This is a genomic window from Amycolatopsis sp. NPDC048633 (genome assembly GCF_040650695.1).
GTDB lineage: Bacteria > Actinomycetota > Actinomycetes > Mycobacteriales > Pseudonocardiaceae > Amycolatopsis.
Map to the genome: position 1 here is coordinate 133,579 of NZ_JBEZHS010000009.1, position 21,167 is coordinate 154,745.

Consider the following 21,167-nt stretch of genomic DNA (forward strand, 5'->3'; position numbering starts at 1 on the left):
CCCAGGGGCCGTCCGGTTCCTTCCCCCTCACCAGCGATCCGGTACCCGCTGGCAGAAGGAAGTCTGCCGCGCCGGGCACCCGGCCAGCAGTGGGAGAACCCTCAATTACCCGTGGGTAGTAATACTCAGGACGTCTTCGTGCGGCCGCGAGCAGCGGCCCGCTTCGCCGTCGTACGCGCCTTCGCCGCCCTCGACGCGGCGGCCTTGGCCTTCGCGACGGACGCGTTGCGTGCGTCCTCGGCTTCGGATGCCGACTCCTGCAGGGCCGCCAGCAGCCGCGTGACGCCCTCCGCCTGCTCCGCGGCCGTCGGCTGGACGACCTCGGCGCCGTCGATCTTCGCCTGGACCAACGCCTGAAAGGCTTCGCGGTAACGGTCGGGGTAGCGGCCGGGGTCGAACTCGCCGGTCAGCTCCTCGACGAGGTTCACCGCGCGCCGCAGCTCGCCGGGCCGGATGTCGACGTCGGCGTGCCGGAACGGGAAGTCGGGCGGGCGCACCTCGTCCGGCCAGAGCATCGTCTCCAGCACGATGACCTGGTCGCGCACGCGCAGCGCACCGAGCGTCTCGCGGCGGCGCAGCGCGACCGTGACCAGCGCGATCCGCCCGGACTGCTGCAGGGCTTCGCCGAACAGCACGTACGGCTTGGTGCCCGCCGGCTCCGGCTCGAGGTAGTAGCTCTTCGCGAACCAGATCGGGTCGACGTCCGCGAGCGGCGCGAAACCGCGGATGGCGATCGTGCGGCCGGGCATCGGGAGCGACGCGAGCTCGTGGTCCGAGAGCAGCACGACGTCACCGCCGGGCACGGTGTACCCGCGGACCATCTCCTCGGGCGGCACCTCGGCGCCGTCGACCTCGCACACCCGCTTCACCCGGACACGGCCGCCGTCGGCCTCGTGCACCTGGTGCAGCGGGATCTCGCGGTCCTCGGTCGCGCTGTACGCCTTCACCGGAATGGCGTAACTGCCGAACCCGATCGTGCCCATCCACACCGCGCGCATGCGAGTCACCTCCGCAGCTCCAGGCTAGGCGGGCGGCCGCGCGCGACGACAGCTACAAACGGGTGTCAGGCGCGACGGATTCGCTCACACATTCGAACGACGGCGTGACCTCGTCGAGCGCCTCGGCCGCGCAACGGGCCGCGATGGCCGCCTCGCGAAGCACCTCGGTGACGACCTCGACGTCCAGGGGCGGGGCCGCTGCGAGAGCGTTCGCACCGCCTTCGACGCGGGCGGCGAGGCCGGCGAGCGCGTGGGAGATGGCTTCCTGACCCGCGACCAGGTGCGCGACGACGTCGGCGAGCTCGGTGGTCGTGGCGCCCGGGCCGCCGCAGCGCAGGCTCGCGGCGAGCTCTTCGGCACACGAGCGCAAATGGGTGGCGACGACCGTCGGCGGCAGCGTCAGGTCCTGCATCGCTCGCCCCCTCCGGCCGGTCAGATCAGCCATGGTGCCACCGCACGGGCCGTCATCGGAGGCGACACACCGCCGGTCACATATTTGACCGATCGTTCTCGAAAAGGCTAGGGTTTCGATCATGTCCCGGGTCAAGGAGTTCGACGTCGACGAAGCCTGCGACGCCGCGCTCGCGCTCTTCCGGCGTCAGGGGTACGAAGCGACGTCGGTCAGCGACCTCGTCACGCACCTCGGCGTCGCCAAGGCGAGCCTGTACGCCACCTTCGGCACGAAGCACGACTTCTACGTGACGGCGTTGAAGCGGTACGCCGAGCGGACCGACACGCGAGTGCTGGCCGAGCTGTCGAAGCCGGGTTCCGGCGTGGCCGCGGTGCGACGGCTCCTCGACGGTTATGTCGCGGACATCCTCGGCGAAGACGGGCCGATCGGCTGCTTCGTCGTCAACGCGGCGATCGAGCTGCTCCCCCGCGATCCGGCGGTCGCCCGGATCGTGGAGCGCAGCTGGGACACCCTCGAAGTCGCCCTGACCATGGCCCTCGAACGCGCCAAGGCCCAGGACGAACTCCCCGCCGGCAGCGACCCGGCGACCCTCGCCCGGTTCCTGCTCACCGTGCTCCAGGGACTGCGCGTCCTGGGCAAGGGCACGGACGCGGCGAGCCGGCTGCACGCGGCCGTCTCGCAGGCGATGCGCGTACTCATTCGAGACTGATCAGACCAGAAAGAAGGCAGACATGGGGGCACGGTTCGCAGGCAAGGTCGTCCTGGTGACCGGCGGCGGCTCGGGCATCGGGCTGACGACGGCGAAGGCGTTCGCCACCGAGGGCGCGACGGTCGTCGTCGCGGGCCGGGACGAGCAGCGGCTCGCGTCCGCGGTGAAGGAGATCGGGGACGCGGCGAGCGCGGTGAAGGTCGACGTGACCGACTCCGCGGACGTGGCGCGGCTGGTCGCCACGGTCGTCGAGCGGCACGGCGGGCTGGACGTCGCGGTCAACAACGCGGGCGTCCTCGGGTCGCCGGCCCCGGTGGCGGACCTCGACGAGGACGCCTTCGGCGCGGTGATCGGCACGAACCTCACCGGCACCTGGCTGTGCCTCAAGCACGAGATCGCGCACATGCGGACGCACGGCGGCGGCGCGATCGTCACCATCGCGTCGAACATCGGCGCGCACGGCCGGCTGCCGAACATGGCGGCCTACGCGGCGTCGAAGGCCGCGGTGAGCGCGCTGACCCGCACGGCGGCGCGCGACCACATCGCCGACGGCGTCCGCATCAACGCGGTCAGCCCGGGGGCGACCGACACGGACATGTCGCTGCGTCCCGGCGAGACGGACGCGGACCGCGCCGCACGACTGAAGGGCGCGATCCCGCTGGGCCGGGTGGGCGCCACCGCCGAGGTGGCCGCCGCGGTGCTGTGGCTGGCTTCGGACGAAGCGGCCTTCACCGTGGGGCACGACCTGGTGGTCGACGGCGGCGCGACCGCCTGAGCGGTCCCACCCGGGCGCGCGGTTCCTCAGGATTCACGGTTGCGCATGGTGACTTTCCCCTCTCGTACTGGGATGGATTCGGGTGCACGGCGTGGTCAGGACTCGCGGTTGCGCACGGCTGCTCTCCTTCCGGACCTGATGACGGGCGGGCGTGGGGTTCAGGACTCGCGATTGCGCACGACAGGCTCCTTTCCGGCGTGGTGACGGACTGCGACAGATCAGGATTCGCGGTTGCGCACGACGGCCTCCCTTCGCTGCTCCGAACGTGTGGCAATCGTCGATCGCGGTCGCCCGATGTGGTGAAGTGGACGTGGATCGTCGGATCACCCAGGGGAGTTGCACCCGCCTTGAGTATGGACGGCGCCCGTCCGGCCGAACCCCGCGTGGGCCGGATCCGTGGGGCGCTGAACCCTGCTCACTGGACCCTCTGGCGGCAGCGCGGGTCGCTCCTCTTCTACTGCCTCTTCATCGAGTCCGTGGCGCTCGTGGCCACCGTGTGGACGGCCGTCGCGGTGCCGGTCCACACGTGGGACCTGGTCGTCTTCGGCGTCCTCGCCGGCCTCGGCGTACTGCAGGCGGAGCTGGGCCGGCAGGTCGAGCGCGTCCGGCGGCTGGTGTCCGACACCCCGCACATCAACCTGACGTCGGTCTGGACGTTCGCCGGCGTGCTGCTCCTGCCGCCGGCGCTCGTCACGGCCCTGATCGCCGTCCTCTACCTGCACCTGGCGACGCGCAGCCTCGCGCGGATGAAGCGCGTCCCGCCGTTCCGGACCACGCTGAACGCGACCCTGGTCGTCATCACGTGCTACTCGGCCGAGGTCGTGCTCGCCCGGCTCGGCATCGGCGACATGTACACGGCGCTGACGTCGGGCTGGCGCGGCGTCACGGCCATCGCGCTGGCCGCGGCGACGTACTTCCTGGTCGCGGCGATCACGATCCTCCCGGCGCTGACGATCACGAAGCGCACGATCAAGGCGTTCTTCGGCGGCCTCGGCGACAACCTCCTCGAGGTCGCGACGCTCTGCCTGGGCCTGCTCACGGCGTTGACGCTGGCGACGCTGCCCGCGCTCGCCGTCGCGATCGTGCCGCCGCTGCTGGTGCTGCACCGGGCAGTGCTGATCAAGCAGCTGGAGATCGCCGCGACGACCGACGAGAAGACGGGCCTGTTCAACACGACCGGGTGGCACTTGCTCGCTTCGCGCGAACTGGCCCGTGCTCAGCGCAACACGCGGAGCACGTTCGGCGTGCTGATGATCGACCTGGACTACTTCAAGCTGATCAACGACGAGCACGGCCACCTGGCGGGCGACACAGTGCTGCGCGCGGTCGCGTCGACGATCAAGAGCGCGGTCCGCGACTACGACTCGGTCGGCCGCTTCGGCGGCGAGGAGTTCGTGGTCCTGCTGCCGGACATCGGCCCGGCGGCGGTGCTCGCGGTGGCCGAGCGCATCCGATCGGCGATCGAGTCCTTGAAGGTCGAGTACGAGGACGGCAGCCACATCCGCGTCGTCGACGCCCTGTCGGCATCGATCGGTGTCGCGACGTACCCCGACGGCGGCACGGCGGTCGACCGCCTGCTGCAGGCCGCGGACAAGGCCCTGTACCGGGCCAAGGACGCGGGCCGCAACAAGGTCGTCGGCGGCACCGCCACCGCCTGACCCACTCCCCCATTTCCCGGCCTTGACCAGGCGACTTGTCATTTTTGCTCGGCTGAGCTAAATTTTGCTCATGCGAGCAAGAACGTTCACCGAGTCCGGCAGGCGGGCCCAGATCGTGCGGGCGGCGATCGAAGTGATCGCCGAGGCCGGCTACGCCAAGGCGTCCTTCAGCCGGATCGCGAAGCAAGCCGACCTGTCGAGCACCGGCATGATCAGCTACCACTTCGCAGGCAAGGACGACCTGCTCGCGGCGTGCGTCACCGAGATCGAGCTGGTCACCGGGGCGTTCATGCAGCCGCGCATCGACGCCGCCGTCGGGCACGTCGCGCAGCTGCGTGCCTTCGTCGAAGCGAACGTCGAGCTCGTCGGCGAGCACCCGGCCGAAGTCCGCGCGCTGATCGACCTGGTGAAGAACGCCGGCTCGCAGAGCGCCGGCGTCAACGGGCGGCTCGCGCTGTTCGAAGAGCACTTCCGCACCGGGCAGGCAGCAGGCGCGTTCGGCCCGCTCGACGCCCGGACCACGGCGCTCGCCTTCACCTCCGGCCTCGACGCCGTCGTCGCGACGGCGGCCGCAGCCGGGCTGGAACCCGCTGAGCTCGCGCGCATCGGCCGCGACCTCGCCGACCTCTACGTGCGGGCGACCGCACCCGAATCCACTGGGGAATCCGCATGATGATCGAGCAGAAGTCCGAGCCCGACGCCGGTCTGCGCCGGGTGGTCCGCGCCAACGTCCTGAACGTCGTGTTCGAAGTGATCGTGCCGATGGCGCTGTTCTACGGCCTGCGCATCGCGGGCGTGAGCCAGTGGTGGGCGCTGATGGCCGGCGTCCTGGTGGCCGCGCCGTACGTGCTGTGGACCATCGCACGCAACCGCAAGATCGACCTGATCGCCCTGGTCACGCTCAGCGTCCTGGTGCTGTCGGTCGTGCTGGGCCTGCTGTCGGACGACCCGCGCACGCTGGCGATCCGCGAGGGGTGGACCGCCGCGCTGGGTGGCCTGTTCGGCGCGTGGATGCTGATCACGGTTTTCGTCGGCCGGCCGGCGCAGCTGACGCTGGGCCGCACGATCGCCGAGGTGAAGCGCGGCGCCGAGGGCGCGGACGCGTGGGCGGCCCGCTGGGACACCGACGCCCGGTTCCGGCGCGCCCTGCGGATCAACACGGCCGCCTGGGGTGGCGTGCTGGTGGTCAGCGCGGTGGCGCACATCGTGCTCGTCTACACGCTGCCGATCGACCTCATCGCCCTGGTCACCAACGTGCAGTGGTTCGCCATGCTGGCCGTCCTGATCGTCTGGCACCTCTGGTACCTCAAGAAGGAGAACCTCGATGCCTGACGTCCTGGTCGCGGGCGGCGGCCCGACCGGCCTGCTGACCGCGTTCGAACTGGAACGCGCCGGGCTCGACGTGCTGGTCCTGGAACGGGACGCCCGGCCCACCACGCAGTCGAAGGCCCTCGGGCTGCAGCCCCGGTCGGTCGAGGTGCTGGCCGACCGCGGTCTGCTCGCCGCGATCGAGCCGCACGTCCAGGCGAAGCTGCCCGCCGGGCACTTCTCGGGTCTCCCGATCGACTACACCGATCTGCCGACGCCCTTCCCGTACCAGCTCGGCGTGGAACAGGCCCACGTCGCGGCGGCGATCGAGGCGCGCCTGCGCACCCCGGTGCTGCGCGACGCGGCCGTCACCGCCGTGGCCCAGGACGACGAAGGTGTCACGGTCACCGCGGGCGGACGCGACCACCGAGCGGGCTGGCTCGTCGCCGCGGACGGCGGCCGCAGCACGGTGCGCACGTTGCTGGGAGCCGCGTTCCCCGGCACATCGGCGCGGATCTCCCTGGTCGTCGCGGACATCACCCTTTCCGCCAAGCCGGCCGGCCTGGCCGACGCCTGGGCACTGCCGTCTTCGGGGTCGGGATACCTGCTGCCACTGTCCGGCGGGCGCTACCGCACGATCGTCTTCGGCGAAGAGCAGCAACGGCTCGGCCGCGAGGAACCGGTCACCGCCGGCGAGCTGCAGCGGGCCCTGACCGCCGTACACGGACCGGAGATCAAGGTGGGCGAGGTGCGGTGGGCGTCGCGCTTCGGCGACGCGGCCCGGCAGCTGGAGCGCTACCGCCACAACCGGGTGCTGTTCGCCGGCGACGCCGCGCACATCCACCTCCCCGTCGGCGGCCAGGGGCTCAACCTGGGCTTGCAGGACGCGGTGAACCTCGGCTGGAAGCTGGCCGCGACGGTCCGCGGCACCGCACCGGACGGCCTGCTCGACAGCTACCACGACGAACGGCACCCGGTCGCCGCTCGCGTGCTGCTCAGCACGCGAGCGCAAGCGGTGCTGGGGGTGCCCGATCCCGACGCCGCGGCCGTCCGGGAGATCGTCACCGGGTTGCTCGCCGTTCCGGAAGCCCGCCGTGCGGTCGCCTTGGAGATCTCAGGCATCGGGCTGACCCACCCGGGGGTGTCCGGTCGCGCCGCCGTCCCGGCCCCACCCGACGGGCGCGCGGTGCTGATCGGTGCGGCGCTTCCCCCGGGGTGGGCCGACCGGGTCGAGACGCGGTCCGGTGACGAGCCGCGGCTGGTCCGGCCCGACGGCTACGTGGTGTGGGCCGGTGGCCCGGGCCTGGAAGACGCGCTGCACCGCTGGCTCGGTCAGCCCGCCGCGGTACTGAGCCGATGAAGCTTGCCCGAGCCGTCGCCGGCTCGGGCAAGCTCGCTCACGAAGCGGCCGCGAGGATCGCCTGCTCCACCTCGCGCCGCCAGCCCGGCTCGATCCGGCCGCTGCGGGGCGTCACCGCGAACGAGTCCACCACCGCGCCGCCCAGGGTCGAGACCTTCGCCCAGCGGACCTCGGCGTCACAGCGGCGCAGCGCTCCGGCGACCCGGAACAGCAGGCCGATCCGGTCGGCGGCGCGCAGCTCGAGGACCACCGTGTCGGGGCCGCTCGTCTCGTCGTCGAACCAGAGGACCTTCGGCGCGACCGGGGCCGCGTCCGATGAGCCGTAGTCGCGTTCCTTCGCCGCCAGGCGCTGGGTGAGCGGGAGGGTGCCGGCGACCGCGCGGGCGAACTGCTCGCGCAGCAGCGTCGCGTCCGGCAGGGAGCCGAACTTCGGGGACGCCGTGAACACCCCGGCGCGCCCGCCGTCGTGGCCGCGCAGGACCGCCGAGTGCACTTCCATCGAGTTCAGCGCCAGCACGCCCGCCGCCGGCGCCAGGAGCTCCGCGCGGGCCGGGACGGCCAGCAGCACCGTGACGACCTTGCCGTGCGCGCTGATCCGGATCTCCCCGGTGCCCGAAGCCACGGCCTGGGCGACGAGCTCGCGCTGTTCGTCGTCCATCGGCTCGGGCGCGGTGAAGCCCTTGCCGCGCAACACTTCTTCGCACCCGGTGACGAGCTGGGCGAGCAGCCGCGCCTTCCAGTCCGTCCAGACGCCGGGGCCGGTGGCCAGCGAGTCGGCCTGGGTGAGCGCGTGCAGCAGCTCGACCAGGACGAGGTCGCTGTCCAGGGTCTTCACCACCCGCGCGACCGTCTGCGGCTCGCTGATGTCCCGGCGCGTCGCGGTGTGCGGCAGCAGGAGGTGGTGCCGGACCATCGCCGACACCGTCGCCGCGTCCGCCGGGCTCAGCCCGAGCCGCGTCGCGACCTGGGCGGAGATCTTGGCACCCAGCTCCGAGTGGTCGGCGTCGCGGCCCTTGCCGATGTCGTGCAGCAGCGCGCCGACCAGCAGCAGGTCCGGCCGCGACACCGTGGTGGTCAGCTTGGCGGCCTCGACGCAGGTGCGCACGAGGTGCCGGTCGACCGTCCACTGGTGCACCGGCGAGCGCGGCGGCAGGTCGCGGACCGCGCCCCACTCGGGGAACAGCCGGGCCCACAGGCCGGTCCGGTCGAGCGACTCGACCGCGTCGACCAGGCCCTCCCCCGCGCCCAGCAGTTCGACCAGGGCGTTCAACGCGTCGGGCGGCCACGGCGCCCGCAGCTCAGGTGCCGATTCGGCCAGCGCCTTGAGCGTGCCGAGTGCGATGGGCTTGCCTGTCCGTGCCGACGCGGCCGCGACCCGCAGCAGCAGTGCCGGGTCTTTGGCCGGGACGGCGTCGCGGGCCAGCGCGACCTCGTTCCCGTGCAGCACCACACCTTCGGCGAGCGGGGTCCGCGACGGACGCCGTCCGAACCGCGCCTTCGGCGGCTCCACAGTGGACCGGAGGGCGACGTCCAGCGCGTACGCGATCGTGCGGCCCGCACCGGAAAGCTTGCGGGCCAAGGTGAAGCGGTCGCCGAAGCCGAGCTCGGAAGCCACCAGCTCGGCCTCCGGCGCGGACAGGATGTCTCGCTCGCGCCGGATCTCGCGCCGCAGCTCGGTGCGGACGTCGAGCAGGAGCTCCTTGGCTTCCAAGAGCTCTTCGCCGGGCCGCGCGGTGAGCTGCGCCGCGGCCAGGGCTTCCAGGACGGCGAAGTCCCGCAGCCCGCCCCGGCCGTGTTTGAGGTCGGGTTCGGCGGACTGCGCGATCTCGCCGCTGCGGGTCCAGCGCTGCCGGACCGACGCCGTCATGTCCGGGATCTGCTTGCGCGCGGTGCGGCGCCACTGGTCGCGCGCCGCGGCGACCAGGCGGCCGGTCAGCTCGGCATCCCCGGAAAGGTGCCGGGCGTCGAGCAGGCCCATGGCCGTGCGAAGGTCCTCCGAAGCGACCTTCAGTGCTTCGCCGGGTGTGCGGACCGAGTGGTCCAACCCGACTTTCGCGTCCCACAGGGGATACCAGAGCGCGTCCGCGATCTCGCCGATGGCGCTGTTGCCGTTGTGCACCAGCACCAGGTCGAGATCGGAGAACGGCACCAGCTCCCGGCGGCCGAGCCCGCCCACGGCGACCAGCGCGACACCCGGTTCCGCGGTGTCGACGCCGGCCGCCGAGGCGCCCCTGCCCAGCCAGAACTCGTAGAGGTCGACCAGGGCCGCCCGCAGTGCGGACGCCCCCAGCCTCCCGTGCCTGCCCTCGAGCAAACGCTCGGTGGCTTTGACCAGTTCGCCCCCGTCGGCCATTTCCCGGTCGCCTATAGCGCGTCCGTGCCGCGCTCGCCGGTCCGTACCCGGATCACCGTCTCGACCGGCGTCACCCACAGCTTGCCGTCACCGATCTTGCCGGTGTGCGCGGCCGTGGTGATGGCGTCCAGGACCTTCTCCACGTTGGTGTCGTCGGTGACGACCTCGATCTTCAGCTTGGCCACGAAGTCCACCGAGTACTCGGCGCCGCGGTAGACCTCGGTGTGGCCCTTCTGCCGGCCGTAGCCCTGCACCTCGCTGACCGTCATACCCAGCACGCCCAGCTGCTCCAGCGCGGAGCGGACGTCGTCGAGCGTGAACGGCTTCACAATCGCCGTGATGAGCTTCATGCCTTGCTCTCCTCGAGTTTCGCGTGGCCGGTGGCGGACTTGACCGGGATCGTCGTCGGCTGGCCGATGCCGCCGCTGGACCCGGTGAAGTCATACGCGCTCTCCGCGTGCTGGGCCTCGTCGATACCGGTGATCTCGTCCTCGGTGCTGACGCGGAAGCCGCCCGCCTTCTTGATCGCGAAACCGATGATGAAGGACAGGATGAAGGAGTACGCGAGCACCGCACCGGCGGCCGCCGCCTGACGACCCAGCTGGGTGAACCCACCGCCGTAGAACAGGCCGTCGGCGCCGAGCGAGTTGACGCTGGTGGTGCCGAAGAAGCCGATCAGCAGGGTACCGACGATGCCACCGACCAGGTGGACGCCCACGACGTCGAGCGAGTCGTCGAAGCCGAACTTGAACTTGAGCGAGATGGCGAGCGCGCAGAGGACACCGGCGATGAGACCGATCGCGATGGCCCCGAGCGGGCTCACGAAACCACACGCCGGGGTGATGGCGACCAGGCCGGCGACCGCACCGGAAGCCGCACCGAGGGTGGTCGGCTTGCCGAACTTCAGCTGCTCCACGATCAGCCAGCCGAGAACGGCGGCCGCGGTGGCGACGGTGGTGTTGGTGAACGCGACGGCGGCGAGGTCGTTGGCGGCCAGCGCCGAACCCGCGTTGAAGCCGTACCAGCCGAACCACAGCAGGGAGGCGCCCAGCAGGACGAACGGCACGTTGTGCGGGCGGCCGGTGTCCTTCGGCCAGCCCTTGCGCTTGCCGAGCACGAACGCGAGGGCGAGACCCGCGGCACCGGCGTTGATGTGGACCGCGGTACCACCGGCGAAGTCGAGTGCCTTGAGGTTGTTGGCGATCCAGCCGCCGACCGAGTTCTCGCCGATGAAGCCGTTGAACGAGAACACCCAGTGCGCGACCGGGAAGTACACGATCGTCACCCAGATGACGACGAACAGCGTCCAGCCCCAGAACTTCGCGCGGTCGGCGATGGCGCCGGAGATCAGCGCGGGCGTGATGATGGCGAACATCAGCTGGAACATGACGAACGCGAGCACCGGCAGTGCGTCGCTGCCCGGCCAAGCCACCGCGGGCGCCGAGTCGGTGGCGGCGACCGCGAAGCCGGCGAGCTTCCCGAAGGTGTTTTCCAAGCCGGCGAAGTGGAAGTTACCGACCAGGCCGCCGAAGGCGTCGTCGCCGAACGACATCGAGAAGCCGTACAGGGCCCAAAGCACCCCCACCACGGCCAGCGCGATGAAGTTCATCATCAGCATGTTCAAGACGCTCTTCGCGCGGACCATGCCGCCATAGAAGAACGCCAATCCTGGGGTCATGAGCATGACCAGCGCGGCGCTGGCCAGTACCCATGCGGTGTCTCCTGCGTTCAGCACATCGTCCTCCCGTGCCCTGGGTGCGTGCGATGGAAGTTTTGGCTCGCGGTGTTTCACGGGGCGGCGCGAGAGGTTTCCTGCGCGTGAACTGTCCGTGCCCGGTTGTTACGGCCAGGTTTCCCGTGACGTGTCCTGGAGTGTCCGGTTGCGTTACGTCGTGGTCGAATATCCCCATGACGTCGAGTGACCACGGGAATGACCCACTGCCACCCCGGGTCGTGGACGCGTTGCGCTGTTCGGTGTGCGGTACTCCGCTGGAGCCTGTTGATCGCACACTGCGTTGCTCGCGGAGTCACTCGTTCGATCTAGCTCGCCAGGGTTACGTGAACCTGTTGCACGCGCGAATCCCGGCCGGGACGGCGGACACGGCACCGATGGTCGCGGCCCGCGCGGACTTCCTGGCGTCGGAGGCTTACCGGCCCCTCGCGGACGAGCTGGCCCGCGTGTGCGCGGAGGCCGACGGACTCGTGATCGACGCGGGCGCGGGGACGGGCTACCACCTGGCGCACGTCTTGGAGGCGGCGCCCAAGGCTTTCGGTCTGGCGCTGGACGTCTCCGCGGTGGCCTTGCGACGCGCGGCCCGCGCCCACGCGCGCCTGGGCGCGGCGGTGTGGAACCTGTGGGAGCCGTGGCCCGTGGGCGACGAAGTGGCGTCGGTGGTGCTGAACGTCTTCGCGCCGCGCAACGGGCCGGAGTTCCACCGCGTCCTGCGGCCCGGCGGCCTGCTGACGGTCGCGTCCCCGGCCCCGGACCACCTGCGCGAGCTGGGCGACCTGGTGCTGTCGGTGGACGAGCGCAAGGAGGAGCGCCTGGACGGCACGCTCGGTGAGTACTTCGCCCGTACCGGACGGACGGAGGTCCGCCGGACGGCGCAGCTGACACCGCGGCAGGTCCGCCAGGCGGTGGAGATGGGCCCGACGGCGTTCCACCTCGACCGCGGCGACCGTCGTGCGCGCCTGGACGCGCTGACCGAGCCCCAGGCGGTGACGGTGTCGTTCACGGTCTCCACCTACCGGCGCCTGTGAGGACGTTCTGGAAGGCTGGGTGACGTGAAGCCCGACTGGACCGCGTCCGCGACGCTGCTCGTGGACGCGGAGTGGGTCCGCGCGCGCATCGGCGGCGCGGCCAAGCTCTACGGCTGTGCCCGGCCGGAAGTGCTCGGCACGATCTGGTGGTACTCGCTGTCCTCGGTGCTCGTGGCTCCCGCGCTCGAAGGCCTGGTCGCCGGGGCGCCGGCCGACCCGTCGCTCGACGCCATGGAGATCGACCTCCTCGCCGACGGCCGGTTCCTCGGTGCCCGGTCCACCCGTCCCCTCGCCGGCGGGCTGCCCGAACTGGGCGCCGCGTTCGGCGAGGCGCTCGGGGCCGCCATCGCCACGATCGCCGCCGTGACCGGCGCTCGTGCGCGTGCCCTCGGTGCCATCGCCACCGACTCGATCGGCAACCGGCTGCTGTGGACGCCCGATCCGGAGCGCGCGATGGCCCTGGCCGAGCCGCTAGTGGCCGCGATCGGCCTGGACCTCCCGAAGCCCCGTTTCCTGCGGGTCGGCCGGACCCCAGCCGTGCGGCGCGCGTCGTGCTGCCTGATCTACGAGGTCGGCAACCCGAAGTGCGTGAGCTGCCCGCGTCAAACGCCGGCCGAGCGCGACGCGCGGCTTCGCGCCGCCCTGGGCTGACCCGCCTCAGTCGAGGACGGCCAGCTCCAGGCCAAGCAGCCGCTCCGGGTCCGCGATGACCTCGATGCCGGTGATCCGGTCGCCGTCCACCTGGAACGCCAGGACAACCGACAGCCGCCCCTCGCGCACCCACAGCAGCCCCGGCGAGCCGTCGACGAGCGCCAGCTCGCTGACGCGAGCCCGATCGGAGGCCAGTACCGCGCCCTTGCGCACGTTCTCGACGCCACGCAGCACGACCGGCGCCGGGCTCGGGCCGACGAACCGGTCGGCGTGCAGCACCACGTCCGGGTCGAGGAGCGCGAGCAGCGCCTCGAAGTCGCCACCCCGCGACGCGGCCAGGAACGCCTCGACGACCTTGCGCCGCCTCGGCAGGCCCGCATCCGCCGCGGTACCGCCCTTGACCCGCCGCCGGGCGCGGCTGGCGAGCTGCCGGGCCGCGGCCGGAGTCTTGTCGATCATGGGCGCGATCTCGTCGAACGGCACGGCGAACATGTCGTGCAGCACGAACGCGACCCGCTCGGCGGGCGCCAGCGCGTCGAGCACCACCAGCAGCGCCAGCCCGACCGAGTCGGCCAGCTCCGCCTCCTGCTCGGGGTCACGGCGGTCCTCGCCCTGCTCGGGCCGGCCGTCCAGAGGCTCCTCACGGTGGTTGCGACGCGTCCGCAGCATCGACAGGCACACCCGCGCGACGACAGTCGTCAGCCACGCGCCGACGTTCTCGACCTCACCCGTGTCGGTGCGGTCGAACCGCAGCCAGGCCTCCTGGAGAGCGTCATCGGCCTCGCTCGCCGAACCGAGCATCCGGTAGGCGACCGCCCGCAGCCGGGCCCGCTCCTGCTCGAACCGCTCGGTCAGCGTGTCCACCGTGTGTCCCGTCCCTTTCGCGCCGCAGTCGTAGCAGTAGACCCCGCGACAGTGACGGATGTGACGAGAACGCCTGGACGGCCCCGAGTGATCTGAGTCATCCCAGGCCTCGCGCGTGGAGCTACTGACTACCCATGTACTGCCCTCCTCGGCTCGTACCACGTCTCGCCCGCGGGCTCCCCCGCCATGTTCCAGCTCCACGAGATCCGTGGGGTGATCCGGGAGTACAGCCCCGGCCCGACCAAGCCGGTCCGCTCCACGGGCTCGTCCGCGTCGCCATACACGCGGATCGCCCGGGCGACGAACGGTTGCAGCGACACCAGGTCGTCCACCACCAGCGCGACCTTCCGGCGGCCGGCGGCGACGTTCCGGAACTTGCGGGTCGCCGCCACCGCCGCGCCGACGCCACCGACCCAGAAGTGTTCGCCGTCGAACTCGAACGCGAGCGGGACGACGTCCGGCTGCTCACCCGCGCCCAGCGTGGCGACGCGGGCGAGCGGCTGCGACCGCAGGTAGTCGATCTCTTCGGCATTGAAGCTCATGAGCACTCCTTCGTGATCCGGATCCACCTCCTACACGAACTCGGGGCACCCGGATCGACAGCTCAGAGCACGCAGAACTCGTTGCCTTCCGGATCCGCCATCACCACATGGTCAGGGCGGCCATCCAGCTCGTCCTCGTACAGCACTGTCCCGCCCGCCGCGGTGATGCGGGCGACCGCTTCGACGACCCGCTCCCACCGCGTGTCCCACGGAACCTCGCGTCCGCCGCCGGCCTGGATGTCCAGGTGCAGACGGTTCTTCGCGACCTTCCCCTCGGGCACCTTGAGGAAGCTCATGCTCGGCAGCACGCCCTCCGGATCGCTCAGGTACGCGCCGTCGCCCCACTCCGCTTCGGGCACGCCCTGCTGGGCGAACCACGCTTCCCAGCTCGCGAACCCCGCCGGCGGCGGCCGCTCGATGTAGCCGAGGGCCACCGCCCAGAACCTCGCCAGCGCGCGGGGCTCCGCGCAGTCCATCGTCAGAGTCCACCGCACCGTCACGGTCGAAGCGTAGCCGCGAGAAGCGCCACCGCACCCTTCGCGACGGCGATTCCCCGTGCGGCAACGTGGTTCTCGTCCAACGGCGCGGCCGGGTCCGACACCATGACGCTGGTGACCAGCGAGCGGCCGTCCGCGGTGCGGGCCAGGTAGTTCAAGGTCAGCACGCCGGGTTCGCTGCCGCCCTTGAACCAGACCTCCGGGAACTTCGCCCGGTCGAGTCCGAGGCCGCCGTCGTTCAGCGACAACGCGTGCCCGATCTCCGGCTGGTTCTCCTTCTGCAGCCCGGAGAACGCGCGGCACAGGTCGTCCGGCGAACCGAACCACTCGATGTCGTCGATCTTCTCGGGCGTCTGCCAGCTCTGGAGGCCGGTGAGCGGAAGGCGTTCCAGCCCGGCCACCGCCGCGGGCCGCGCCCAGCGTGGCAGCGCCAGGTAGGCGTCCGCGCGAGCCGGGTACTGCGTGGCCTTGAGCTCGAACATCGCCTTCGTGGTCAAGAACGGGATGTTCGCCGACGGCCGCTGGTTGCCGAACGCCGTGACCTGCCGTTGCACCGCGTCCCGGCCGAGCCGGTGGATCAGGTGGTCGGTCGCGGTGTTGTCGCTGATCGAGATCATCTCGTCGGCGTAGGTGGACAGCGGGAGCCGCGTGCCGGCCGGCTCGTTCTGCAGCACCCCGGACGGCAGGCTCTTCCAGTCGTCACGGATCGCCAGCTGCTCACTCCAGGACGCCTTGTGCTCGGCGACCGCCTTGCCGAGCGCGCCCAGGACGTAGAGCTTGAAGGCCGAGCCCAACGGCCGCTGCACGTCATCGCGCACGCCGTGCACGTCCCGGCAGCGCCCGTCCGGAAGGATCTCCGACGCGCCGAACGACACGCGGGCGCCGAGCGCCGCGAGCTGCGCGTCGACCTCCGGCCAGGATGCCGGGACCGGGTCGTCCGGGCTCGCCCTGAGGCCGTCGATCAGCCCGGCCTGGTCCACGTGGAGGTCGAGCAGGTAGTCGTCGGCGGGTCCGTGGACCGCGGCCGCCACGTGGTCCGGTGCCTCGGTGACAATCCGCTTCAGCTCGATCGGACCCAGCTGCGCGAGTGCGCCGTTGACGCCCGCCGTGCCGCCCACGGCGGTCAGCATGACCTGGGCGATGTGCTCGCGTACCTCGGCATCGGACACCGGGACGCGCCCGGTCGCGTCGACCACCCACTCGAGCTGGTGCGTCGCCGTGGGCACTTCGGCGGCCTGGGCGGCCGGAGCCATCAATGGCACCAAGAGCGCCACCACGCCCGCTATCGCTGTCTTCATCGTTCCCCCTGTGCTTCCATCGTTTCCCCCTGTTGTCACCGGCTAGCGCTCGGCCGGCTGGATCCACAGCCCGGCCACCTGGCCGTCGTCGCGGTAGGTCACCAGCACGGTCCGCTCGCCCGCCTCGAAAGCCAGCGGCATGTGGACGACCGTGTAGTCGCCCGTGGACCGCGCGTACGCCTCCCCCGTCCGCTCGTAACGTCCGACCGATCCGGCCACCTGGGCCCAGGCGAGCCGCAGCTCGTCCTCGCCGACCGCGTCGCGCATGCGGTCGTCGAAGTCCCGGCGCACCTCGTGCCACCGGCAGCCGACGAGCTCGGCCACGAGCCCCTCGGCGCGATGGATCGCGTCGGGCAGCTTCACCTCCGCCATGGACGCTCCCGTCGCCGGATCGACCGGCCGGCCGAACCGCTGGAAGGCGGCCTGCCGGCTGGTGCCCAGCAGGTCGCCGAGCTCTTGCCAGGTGTGCCCGGCCGCCCTGGCCGCGTCCACGGCGTCCCGCAATGTCGCTTCCGCGTCACGGACTTTCCGCAGCGCTTCACCGACCGCAGCCAAAGGTTCTCCCGGCACGGTGTCAAGGGTGGATTGACGCGGTCGCGTTGTCAAGTCATTCTTTACGTGCCCTCGCTGACGACGGGCGGCGCTCCGACAAGTGGCGTCGCAGTACTGACGATTTCGTCCTGCTCCACGCCGAGATGGCAGCGGCTTGCCACACGCAGCACATTTCATGCTTTCGAGTGTAGCGCACGGAATCTCAAATCGTGCTACGCTCGGCAGCACGAAATGGCTTCGCCCATCACCTGAGAGGCGTGGCCATCCGAAGGGGAGGACGGTTACGGTGAGAACCGATGAGTGAACACACCTGGGGCTTCCGCACCCGAGCACTGCACGCGGGCGGGACCCCCGATCCGGCGACCGGCGCGCGGGCCGTGCCGATCTACCAGACCACGAGCTTCGTCTTCGAGGACGCCGCCGACGCGGCGAACCTCTTCGCGCTGCAGAAGTACGGCAACATCTACAGCCGCATCGGGAACCCGACCGTGGCCGCGTTCGAGGAGCGGATCGCCAGTCTCGAAGGCGCCATCGGCGGCGTCGCCACCGCGAGCGGGCAGGCCGCGGAGTTCCTCACCTTCAGCGCGCTCACCGAGGCGGGCGACCACATCGTGTCGGCGAGCGGCCTCTACGGCGGCACGGTCACCCAGCTCACCGGCACGCTCAGGCGGTTCGGCGTGGAGACGACGTTCGTCAGCGGCGGCATCGACGACTACGCGGCCGCGATCACCGACCGGACCCGGCTGCTCTACACCGAGGTGATCGGCAACCCCGGTGGCGGCATCGCCGACCTCGCGGCGCTGGCGGATCTCGCGCACTCCCACGACATCCCGCTGGTGGTGGACGCGACGCTGGCGACGCCGTACCTGTGCCGCCCGATCGAGCACGGCGCCGACATCGTGCTGCACTCGGCGACGAAGTTCCTCGGCGGTCACGGGACGACGCTCGGCGGGATCGTCGTCGAGTCCGGGAAGTTCGACTGGGGCAACGGCAAGTTCCCCCGGATGACCGAGCCTGTCGAGAGCTATGGCGGCCTGAGGTACTGGGAGAACTTCGGCGAGTACGCGTTCTGCACACGGCTGCGCGCCGAGCAGCTGCGGGACATCGGCGCGGTCCTGTCGCCCCACTCGGCTTTCCTGCTGCTGCAAGGGGTCGAGACTCTCCCGCAGCGGATGGACGCGCACGTGGCCAACGCCCGGGTGGTCGCCGAACACCTCGAAGCGGATCCACGGGTGGCCTGGGTGTCCTACGCCGGGCTGCCCTCCCACCAGCACCACGACCTGGCGAAGAAGTACCTGCCGGCCGGGCCGGGCGCGGTGTTCTCGTTCGGCATCGACGGTGGCCGGGCGTCGGGCGAGAGGTTCGTCGAATCGGTGGAGCTGCTGTCGCACCTGGCGAACGTCGGGGACGCGCGGACGCTCGTGATCCACCCGGCGTCGACCACCCACGCGCAGCTGTCGGAGGACCAGCTCGCGGCCGCGGGTGTCGGGCCCGACCTGATCCGGTTGTCGATCGGTCTGGAAGACGTCGACGACATCCTCTGGGACCTCGACCAGGCTCTGGGCAAGGCGGTGGCCGGATGACGTACGCGGTGGGAGCCGTCGAGCGGCGGGCGATCCTCAACCGGACGAAGTCGGTGACGCTGGTGGGCGCGTCCGCCAACCCGGCGCGGCCCAGCTACTTCGTCGCGACGTACCTGCTCTCGTCGACGCGCTACGAGGTCAACTTCGTCAACCCGCGGCTGGACACGCTGTTCGGGAAACCGGTGTACGCCTCGCTCAAGGACGTACCGGGTGAACCGGACCTGGTCAGTGTGTTCCGCAAGCACGACGACCTGCCCCAGGTGGCCGAGGAGGTGATCGACGCCGGCGCGCGGACGCTGTGGCTCCAGCTGGGGCTGTGGCACGAGCCTGCGGCCGACCGGGCGCGCGAGGCCGGGCTGGACGTCGTGATGAACCGGTGCGTGAAGATCGAACACGCGCGTTTCGCGGGCGGGCTCCATCTGGCCGGGTTCAACACCGGCGTGATCAGCTCCCGGAGGCAGTCGGCACCTTAGGGAAGACAACGTCCGTTCGCGCTGTTGGCCGGGACATGACCGAAAAACTGGGGATCACCCTCTCCGGCGGCCCGACCGCACTCCTGGAGCTGGGCGGCGTCCGGCTGCTCACCGACCCGACCTTCGACGCGCCTGGCGACCACTCGATCGGCAACCGCGTGCTGATCAAGACCGAGGACTCGGTGCTGACCGAAGACGCGGTCGGTGTGGTGGATGCCGTCCTGCTGTCCCACGACCAGCACCCCGACAACCTGGACGACCGCGGTCGCGCCTACCTCGCGACGGTGCCGCTGACGCTGATCACGCCCAGCGGGGCCGAGCGGCTGGGCGGGACCGCGCGGGGACTGAAGCCGTGGGAGGAGACGCAGGTCGGACCGCTGACGGTCACCGCCGTCCCGGCGCTGCACGGGCCGGAGGGCGCCGAGCCGACGACCGGCGAGGTCACCGGGTTCGTGCTGAGCGGTGACCGCCTGCCGACGGTGTACGTCAGCGGGGACAACGCATCGGTCGAGCTGGTGCGGGAGATCGCGTCGCGGTTCCGCGTCGACGTCGCGGTGCTGTTCGCCGGCGCGGCCCGGACGGCGCTCTTCGACGGCGCTCCCCTGACGCTGACCAGCGCGAACGCCGCCGAAGCGGCGAAGGTGCTCGGCGCGGCGAAGGTGGTGCCGCTGCATTTCCGGGGCTGGCAGCACTTCAGCGAAGGGCCGGACGCGCTGCGGACGGAGTTCGAGGCGGCCGGCCTCACCGACCGCCTTGTGCTGCTCGAACCCGGGGAGCGCGCGGAGGTCTGACACCGCCCCCGCGCGCGGTGGAGCAACGCCCGCCTCGGGTGCACGCAGCCGACGGATACCGACCCCCGAGGGGCACGCGCCGCCTGGGTTTCCCAGCGGACGGGGTGCGGCCCCCGGGGAGCGCGGGAGAGCCGGCAGCAGTTCGGGAGACACCTGGAGGTGACGCAAGCTGGGAGAGCGGCATCAGCCCGGGCGTGAGGTGACGGTCGACTGTAGGAGGCGGCGCCACCCCGGACGTCAGATGACTCAAGCTGGACCGGACAACACGGTCCGGCGCCAGTCCGGAGCTGCCTCCTCCGGGCCCGCGGCAGTTCGGCTCGCGCCCGTGAGAGGCTGGTGGCATGGCCAAACCGACCCCGCTGCAGTTCCGGAACATCCTCGTCGCCGTGCTGGCGGCGGCGGCCTTCGTCTGGAGCGTCGTGGCCGGGCTGGAGTGGTGGGTCAGCGCGATCATCGGGTGCGCCTGCGTTCTGTCATTGGCCTCCGCCTACCTCAACCGGCCGAACGCGGGCTGATCGCGAGCCGTCGGCGATGGCCGACGGCTCGCGAAGCGAGCAGCGTCACCGCGTCTTGGAGAAGCGGGCCTTCACGTTGGTCCGGCCCGCTTCGGTGAGCCGGCCGAACAGGCGCAGCCTGGCCAGCCCACCGTCCGGGAAGATGTCCAGGCGGGCCTCCGTGATCTCGGGGCCGTCCTTCACCGCGAAACGGTGGCGGGTGTCCGGCTGCAGGCGGGTCTTCGACAACAGCGGGACCCACTCGCCGTAGGTGTCGCGGCCGCTGACCGAGGCCCAGCCGGGCGCGTTGCCCTTGAGGTTGCTCGTGTCCAGCTCGGCGAACCGGATGATGCCCGCGCCGGCCAGGCGGAGGGTCACCCAGTCGTTGCCGTCGTCGCGGCGGCGGGCCGTCTCCCAGCCCTCGGCCTGGTGCGCCGCCAGCCCCGGCGAGAGCAGGTTGTTCGGCGACGAATAGAACTTGTTGCTGCACCCCGTGACCAGGGCGCCGTTCTCCAGGGCGGCCAGGTCGAGCGCGTCCAGGTCGAGCAGGTCCGGGTCCGGGATCGGCGTGCCGTGCACGCGCAGGCGCGCGACGCCGCCGTCCGGGTGCTGCGTCAACCGCACGTGCGTGTAGCGGCGCGAACCGTTGATCGCGTAGAAGTTCTCCTTATGACCGGCCGCCGAGGCGTGGTCGACCAGGATGTCCCAGTCCGCCGACGCCAGCTCCGCCGCGCTCGGGTAGCCCGGCACCGTCGCCGCCTCGACCGAGACGAACGGCGGGTAGTTGCCCCTGAAGAACGCCGTGTCGACGATGACGCCGGTGACCGTGCCGGCCAGGCCGAGCCGCAGAACGGCCTGGTCGTCGCCCGGTTCGCGATGGCGGCGGGTCTCCCAGCCGTCGTAGACCTGGCCCTTCGGGCCGAACGTCTCGGCTCGGTGCGCCGGCGTCCACGGGTTGACCAGGTTCTCCTTCTCGGCGAACAGCTCGTCGGTCGCCCACATCACCGTCCCGCCGAAGCGGCGTGACGCGAGGTCGGGCAGTTCAGTCCACTCAGGACGGACAGGGTCATCGGACAAGGCAGCCTCCAT

23 protein-coding genes are annotated in these 21,167 nt (G+C 71.3%); 12 read left to right on the forward strand and 11 right to left on the reverse strand.

The window, feature by feature from the left end; translation table 11 throughout:
- Window positions 1–125 precede the first annotated feature (125 nt).
- On the reverse strand, window positions 126–998 hold the full coding sequence (locus AB0C38_RS18905) for a Ku protein (protein WP_360674546.1): 873 nt from the start codon (window positions 996–998) through the stop codon (window positions 126–128).
- 52 nt (window positions 999–1,050) lie between these two features.
- Window positions 1,051–1,410: a hypothetical protein gene (locus AB0C38_RS18910; RefSeq protein WP_360674895.1), complete on the reverse strand. Its 360-nt coding sequence runs from the start codon at window positions 1,408–1,410 to the stop codon at window positions 1,051–1,053.
- A gap of 121 nt (window positions 1,411–1,531) precedes the next feature.
- Between AB0C38_RS18910 and AB0C38_RS18915 the strand changes: the two genes are divergently transcribed.
- The 6 genes from AB0C38_RS18915 to AB0C38_RS18940 all read left to right on the forward strand — a co-directional run bounded on the left by AB0C38_RS18915 (window position 1,532) and on the right by AB0C38_RS18940 (window position 7,220).
- Window positions 1,532–2,119 carry a TetR/AcrR family transcriptional regulator gene (locus AB0C38_RS18915; protein WP_360674549.1) on the forward strand — a complete coding sequence of 196 codons (588 nt, stop codon included), beginning with the start codon at window positions 1,532–1,534 and terminating at the stop codon, window positions 2,117–2,119.
- 22 nt (window positions 2,120–2,141) lie between these two features.
- Window positions 2,142–2,894 (forward strand): glucose 1-dehydrogenase, encoded by a 753-nt coding sequence (locus AB0C38_RS18920; protein ID WP_360674552.1) that lies wholly within the window; start codon window positions 2,142–2,144, stop codon window positions 2,892–2,894.
- Window positions 2,895–3,247: 353 nt separating this feature from the next.
- Complete coding sequence (locus AB0C38_RS18925) at window positions 3,248–4,552, forward strand: GGDEF domain-containing protein (protein WP_360674555.1); 1,305 nt, start codon at window positions 3,248–3,250, stop codon at window positions 4,550–4,552.
- Window positions 4,553–4,622: 70 nt separating this feature from the next.
- Window positions 4,623–5,225: a TetR/AcrR family transcriptional regulator gene (locus tag AB0C38_RS18930; RefSeq protein ID WP_360674558.1), complete on the forward strand. Its 603-nt coding sequence runs from the start codon at window positions 4,623–4,625 to the stop codon at window positions 5,223–5,225.
- Window positions 5,222–5,884, forward strand: coding sequence for a VC0807 family protein (locus AB0C38_RS18935; RefSeq protein WP_360674561.1), 663 nt, complete (start codon window positions 5,222–5,224; stop codon window positions 5,882–5,884). Before AB0C38_RS18930 ends, AB0C38_RS18935 begins: the two co-directional genes overlap by 4 nt.
- Window positions 5,877–7,220 (forward strand): FAD-dependent oxidoreductase, encoded by a 1,344-nt coding sequence (locus tag AB0C38_RS18940; protein ID WP_360674568.1) that lies wholly within the window; start codon window positions 5,877–5,879, stop codon window positions 7,218–7,220. The genes AB0C38_RS18935 and AB0C38_RS18940 overlap by 8 nt, the downstream gene beginning before the upstream one ends.
- A 37-nt stretch (window positions 7,221–7,257) precedes the next feature.
- On the opposite strand, the gene AB0C38_RS18945 is transcribed toward AB0C38_RS18940, so the two are convergent.
- From AB0C38_RS18945 to AB0C38_RS18955, 3 genes are read right to left on the reverse strand one after another with little or no spacing between them, the layout of a single operon-like run.
- Window positions 7,258–9,573, reverse strand: coding sequence for a [protein-PII] uridylyltransferase (locus AB0C38_RS18945; protein ID WP_360674571.1), 2,316 nt, complete (start codon window positions 9,571–9,573; stop codon window positions 7,258–7,260).
- A gap of 11 nt (window positions 9,574–9,584) precedes the next feature.
- Complete coding sequence (locus AB0C38_RS18950) at window positions 9,585–9,923, reverse strand: P-II family nitrogen regulator (RefSeq protein ID WP_093952295.1); 339 nt, start codon at window positions 9,921–9,923, stop codon at window positions 9,585–9,587.
- On the reverse strand, window positions 9,920–11,308 hold the full coding sequence (locus tag AB0C38_RS18955) for an ammonium transporter (RefSeq protein ID WP_360674573.1): 1,389 nt from the start codon (window positions 11,306–11,308) through the stop codon (window positions 9,920–9,922). Before AB0C38_RS18955 ends, AB0C38_RS18950 begins: the two co-directional genes overlap by 4 nt.
- 173 nt (window positions 11,309–11,481) lie before the next feature.
- Between AB0C38_RS18955 and AB0C38_RS18960 the strand changes: the two genes are divergently transcribed.
- Both AB0C38_RS18960 and AB0C38_RS18965 read left to right on the forward strand, forming a co-directional pair.
- Window positions 11,482–12,333 (forward strand): putative RNA methyltransferase, encoded by an 852-nt coding sequence (locus AB0C38_RS18960; RefSeq protein WP_360674576.1) that lies wholly within the window; start codon window positions 11,482–11,484, stop codon window positions 12,331–12,333.
- A gap of 24 nt (window positions 12,334–12,357) precedes the next feature.
- Window positions 12,358–12,984, forward strand: a complete 627-nt coding sequence (locus AB0C38_RS18965; protein WP_360674578.1) for a (2Fe-2S)-binding protein — start codon at window positions 12,358–12,360, stop codon at window positions 12,982–12,984.
- A 6-nt stretch (window positions 12,985–12,990) separates the two neighbouring features.
- Here AB0C38_RS18965 and AB0C38_RS18970 read toward each other — a convergent pair whose 3' ends face one another.
- The 5 genes from AB0C38_RS18970 to AB0C38_RS18990 form a co-directional block, all read right to left on the reverse strand.
- Complete coding sequence (locus tag AB0C38_RS18970) at window positions 12,991–13,848, reverse strand: sigma-70 family RNA polymerase sigma factor (protein ID WP_360674581.1); 858 nt, start codon at window positions 13,846–13,848, stop codon at window positions 12,991–12,993.
- A gap of 128 nt (window positions 13,849–13,976) precedes the next feature.
- Complete coding sequence (locus tag AB0C38_RS18975; protein ID WP_360674584.1) at window positions 13,977–14,390, reverse strand: PPOX class F420-dependent oxidoreductase; 414 nt, start codon at window positions 14,388–14,390, stop codon at window positions 13,977–13,979.
- A gap of 62 nt (window positions 14,391–14,452) precedes the next feature.
- Window positions 14,453–14,866 carry a VOC family protein gene (locus tag AB0C38_RS18980; protein WP_360674898.1) on the reverse strand — a complete coding sequence of 138 codons (414 nt, stop codon included), beginning with the start codon at window positions 14,864–14,866 and terminating at the stop codon, window positions 14,453–14,455.
- 20 nt (window positions 14,867–14,886) lie between these two features.
- Window positions 14,887–16,185, reverse strand: coding sequence for a serine hydrolase (locus AB0C38_RS18985; RefSeq protein WP_360674587.1), 1,299 nt, complete (start codon window positions 16,183–16,185; stop codon window positions 14,887–14,889).
- 42 nt (window positions 16,186–16,227) lie between these two features.
- Entirely contained in the window at window positions 16,228–16,755 is a 528-nt protein-coding gene (locus AB0C38_RS18990; protein WP_360674590.1) for a DUF3887 domain-containing protein, read from the reverse strand.
- A gap of 278 nt (window positions 16,756–17,033) precedes the next feature.
- Here AB0C38_RS18990 and AB0C38_RS18995 point away from each other — a divergent pair, with 278 nt between their 5' ends.
- From AB0C38_RS18995 to AB0C38_RS19010, 4 genes are all read left to right on the forward strand, one after another.
- Entirely contained in the window at window positions 17,034–18,320 is a 1,287-nt protein-coding gene (locus AB0C38_RS18995) for an O-acetylhomoserine aminocarboxypropyltransferase/cysteine synthase family protein (RefSeq protein ID WP_360674593.1), read from the forward strand.
- The gene (locus AB0C38_RS19000; RefSeq protein ID WP_360674596.1) at window positions 18,317–18,793 is read left to right on the forward strand and encodes a CoA-binding protein; all 477 of its coding nucleotides are present in this window, start codon (window positions 18,317–18,319) and stop codon (window positions 18,791–18,793) included. Before AB0C38_RS18995 ends, AB0C38_RS19000 begins: the two co-directional genes overlap by 4 nt.
- Before the next feature lie 35 nt (window positions 18,794–18,828).
- On the forward strand, window positions 18,829–19,584 hold the full coding sequence (locus AB0C38_RS19005; protein ID WP_360674599.1) for an MBL fold metallo-hydrolase: 756 nt from the start codon (window positions 18,829–18,831) through the stop codon (window positions 19,582–19,584).
- Between the two features lie 341 nt (window positions 19,585–19,925).
- On the forward strand, window positions 19,926–20,099 hold the full coding sequence (locus tag AB0C38_RS19010) for a hypothetical protein (RefSeq protein ID WP_196425520.1): 174 nt from the start codon (window positions 19,926–19,928) through the stop codon (window positions 20,097–20,099).
- 45 nt (window positions 20,100–20,144) lie between these two features.
- Here AB0C38_RS19010 and alc read toward each other — a convergent pair whose 3' ends face one another.
- The gene (gene alc / locus AB0C38_RS19015; protein WP_360674603.1) at window positions 20,145–21,167 is read right to left on the reverse strand and encodes an allantoicase; all 1,023 of its coding nucleotides are present in this window, start codon (window positions 21,165–21,167) and stop codon (window positions 20,145–20,147) included.

Coding starts and splice junctions, on each gene's coding strand:
- AB0C38_RS18905 (WP_360674546.1), bottom strand. CDS start 998: ATGCGCGCGGTGTGGATGGGCACGATCGGGTTCGGCAGTTACGCCATT.
- AB0C38_RS18910 (WP_360674895.1), bottom strand. CDS start 1,410: ATGCAGGACCTGACGCTGCCGCCGACGGTCGTCGCCACCCATTTGCGC.
- AB0C38_RS18915 (WP_360674549.1), top strand. CDS start 1,532: ATGTCCCGGGTCAAGGAGTTCGACGTCGACGAAGCCTGCGACGCCGCG.
- AB0C38_RS18920 (WP_360674552.1), top strand. CDS start 2,142: ATGGGGGCACGGTTCGCAGGCAAGGTCGTCCTGGTGACCGGCGGCGGC.
- AB0C38_RS18925 (WP_360674555.1), top strand. CDS start 3,248: ATGGACGGCGCCCGTCCGGCCGAACCCCGCGTGGGCCGGATCCGTGGG.
- AB0C38_RS18930 (WP_360674558.1), top strand. CDS start 4,623: ATGCGAGCAAGAACGTTCACCGAGTCCGGCAGGCGGGCCCAGATCGTG.
- AB0C38_RS18935 (WP_360674561.1), top strand. CDS start 5,222: ATGATGATCGAGCAGAAGTCCGAGCCCGACGCCGGTCTGCGCCGGGTG.
- AB0C38_RS18940 (WP_360674568.1), top strand. CDS start 5,877: ATGCCTGACGTCCTGGTCGCGGGCGGCGGCCCGACCGGCCTGCTGACC.
- AB0C38_RS18945 (WP_360674571.1), bottom strand. CDS start 9,573: ATGGCCGACGGGGGCGAACTGGTCAAAGCCACCGAGCGTTTGCTCGAG.
- AB0C38_RS18950 (WP_093952295.1), bottom strand. CDS start 9,923: ATGAAGCTCATCACGGCGATTGTGAAGCCGTTCACGCTCGACGACGTC.
- AB0C38_RS18960 (WP_360674576.1), top strand. CDS start 11,482: ATGACGTCGAGTGACCACGGGAATGACCCACTGCCACCCCGGGTCGTG.
- AB0C38_RS18975 (WP_360674584.1), bottom strand. CDS start 14,390: ATGAGCTTCAATGCCGAAGAGATCGACTACCTGCGGTCGCAGCCGCTC.
- AB0C38_RS18980 (WP_360674898.1), bottom strand. CDS start 14,866: ATGGACTGCGCGGAGCCCCGCGCGCTGGCGAGGTTCTGGGCGGTGGCC.
- AB0C38_RS18985 (WP_360674587.1), bottom strand. CDS start 16,185: ATGAAGACAGCGATAGCGGGCGTGGTGGCGCTCTTGGTGCCATTGATG.
- AB0C38_RS18995 (WP_360674593.1), top strand. CDS start 17,034: ATGAGTGAACACACCTGGGGCTTCCGCACCCGAGCACTGCACGCGGGC.
- AB0C38_RS19000 (WP_360674596.1), top strand. CDS start 18,317: ATGACGTACGCGGTGGGAGCCGTCGAGCGGCGGGCGATCCTCAACCGG.
- AB0C38_RS19005 (WP_360674599.1), top strand. CDS start 18,829: ATGACCGAAAAACTGGGGATCACCCTCTCCGGCGGCCCGACCGCACTC.
- AB0C38_RS19010 (WP_196425520.1), top strand. CDS start 19,926: ATGGCCAAACCGACCCCGCTGCAGTTCCGGAACATCCTCGTCGCCGTG.
- alc (WP_360674603.1), bottom strand. CDS start 21,167: ATGGAGGCTGCCTTGTCCGATGACCCTGTCCGTCCTGAGTGGACTGAA.